Genomic DNA, 1999 nt, shown 5'->3' with positions numbered 1-1999 from the left:
TACCAGGGGGAAACGCCTGGGATCTTTATAGTCCTGTCGGGTTTCGCCGCCACTGATTTGAGCGTCAGATTTTGTGATGCTTGTCAGGGGGGCGGAGCCTATGGAAAAACGCCCCGGCGGGGCGTGGCCTTTTCGCCCTTGTCCTTAGCTTTCGTTATGCTTACCGTTACGTTATCTGCTTATCCTCCCTCCGCTCGCCGCAGACTCATGACCGAACGGAGTGAGCGAATGAGCGAGGAAGCGGAAAACCATCAGAACGTACAGTAAGCACTTTCGCGCCGGGGCCTTCATGAACAAACAACAAAAGACTGCCGTTAACATGGCTAAATTCATCCAGGATCAGTCCCTGCTTCTTCTGGACAGACTTAATGAGCTGGATCTGGATCATGAGGCTGATTTTTGCGAGAAACTCCATGAGGATGCGGAACGCCTTTACAGAAGCCTGTCAGCGCGCCTGAATGAGCAGCAGGACGGTGCGTAATGTCTCCGTTCTGAGTATTACCGGAGTAATACCGGCATCGCCTTAATTTTCATTGTGTTAGCGCTTAACATTATTACCCCGGTAATACCCAGAATCCCTGTATTTTTTCTTTTTTATTTATTTTTCATGAAGTTGCGATGAAAATCGCAGCTGCGTTAGGTGTATGACCATTTTGAGGTTGAAAAATAATCAACCATGGCGAGTGATTTACGCAGGTTAAGGGGAGATCGTGACAAAAAAAGCGTTCCTCACTGTATCGTTCATGCCTGCATGAACGGGTTATTCTTCCTGACTACAGAATTACATCAAAAGTACATCAAAATTACATCACTTTTACGTCAGATCGCGGGTGTACAACAGAATTACATCAAAAGTACATCACTTTTACGTCACTTTTACATCATTTTTACGTCAGATCTGACCTCTGAACTATTCGTACATCCGCCCCTCTTCCTGGGCCTCCTGCACGTGCTGAAAATGGTTTTTCCGGCTGTGCCGGCAACGCCTCACGGCCACGCAATAAATTGCGCATCCGTTCACCGTTATCGGGGTGGTTCGTGGTGGCTTTCAGGGCGTTCATCGGATTTTAGCCGCTAAAATCCCGGCCAGGTATGTCCGTGCATAGCCATGCAGTCGCGCCAGAATCATCAGGGGCGTTTTTTCTCGATATGGGCACAGAAAGGTGTGTGTTTCAGGCCGGAGGCCTCAGAAACGCCCTGAGGCCGTTTTCGCGGTGCGCGTAAGAAGGGATTATGGTAAATAGGGCGCTATCGCCTACGCCTAAATGTACGACTGATTGCTTTTTTTTCTCTGAAGTATGAGATTCCTGAGTAGACAGCTACAACAAGTAGCGCAATGGCGATAGCAAGTGAAATCCAGTCCATAAATGCCTGATTAATTTAATAAAAACAGCCTGTTATGATTTCATAAAGATAATATCATCTTTTTTTAGCATGATACTGTCGTTACTTATTGTGGTGAGATGAAACATAACCACTGTTTTTGTATGTGTTTGTTAAGGTTTCTAAGATTATTCCTAACCACTGATTTTGTACATATCATCAAAAAAATAAAAAAACTAATGCCCTGTGGTGGGTATGTAACAAATCACGGGGAGCGGGTCAGAACGACGCCAAAACTTTGAATGATCGGGTGGCAGACTAAATGAAATCTTGAGATTCATTCAGCCTCGTCGTAATCTCTTTCTCTGTAAACGAAAAAACCGCCCTGCAAGGCGGTTTTTCGAAGGTTCAGTAAGTTGGGGAACTTCTGAACCGTGGTAACAGTCTTATGCGAGACGTGTCACCCAAGCTGTCCTTCTAGTGTAGCCGTAGTAAGGGCACCACTTCAAGAACTCTCACAATATCTCTCGCACATCCTGTTACCAGTGGCTGCTGCCAGTGGCGCATTTGCATGTCTTTCCGGGTTGGACTCAAGACGATAGTTACCGGATAAGGCGCAGCGGTCGGACTGAACGGGGGGTTCGTGCATACAGTCCAGCTTGGAGCGAACTGCCTA

Annotated in this window: 2 protein-coding genes; one reads left to right on the top strand and one right to left on the bottom strand. The window is 46.8% G+C overall.

Annotated features, from left to right (window positions below; translation table 11 throughout):
* Positions 1 to 289: 289 nt before the first annotated feature.
* Positions 290 to 481, top strand: a complete 192-nt coding sequence (locus R5R67_RS19255; protein WP_001041614.1) for a Rop family plasmid primer RNA-binding protein — start codon at positions 290 to 292, stop codon at positions 479 to 481.
* A 767-nt stretch (positions 482 to 1248) separates the two neighbouring features.
* Here R5R67_RS19255 and R5R67_RS19760 read toward each other — a convergent pair.
* Complete coding sequence (locus R5R67_RS19760; protein WP_139134454.1) at positions 1249 to 1365, bottom strand: small membrane protein; 117 nt, start codon at positions 1363 to 1365, stop codon at positions 1249 to 1251.
* Positions 1366 to 1999: the final 634 nt, after the last annotated feature.

It is taken from the genome of Acinetobacter sp. OYA S30, assembly GCF_033599315.1.
In the GTDB taxonomy this organism is placed as follows: domain Bacteria; phylum Pseudomonadota; class Gammaproteobacteria; order Pseudomonadales; family Moraxellaceae; genus Acinetobacter; species Acinetobacter baumannii.
Note: the sequence above shows the minus strand (reverse complement) of the source record. Positions and strands in the feature narration are given on the sequence as shown.

Coding starts and splice junctions, on each gene's coding strand:
- R5R67_RS19255 (WP_001041614.1), top strand. CDS start 290: ATGAACAAACAACAAAAGACTGCCGTTAACATGGCTAAATTCATCCAG.
- R5R67_RS19760 (WP_139134454.1), bottom strand. CDS start 1,365: ATGGACTGGATTTCACTTGCTATCGCCATTGCGCTACTTGTTGTAGCT.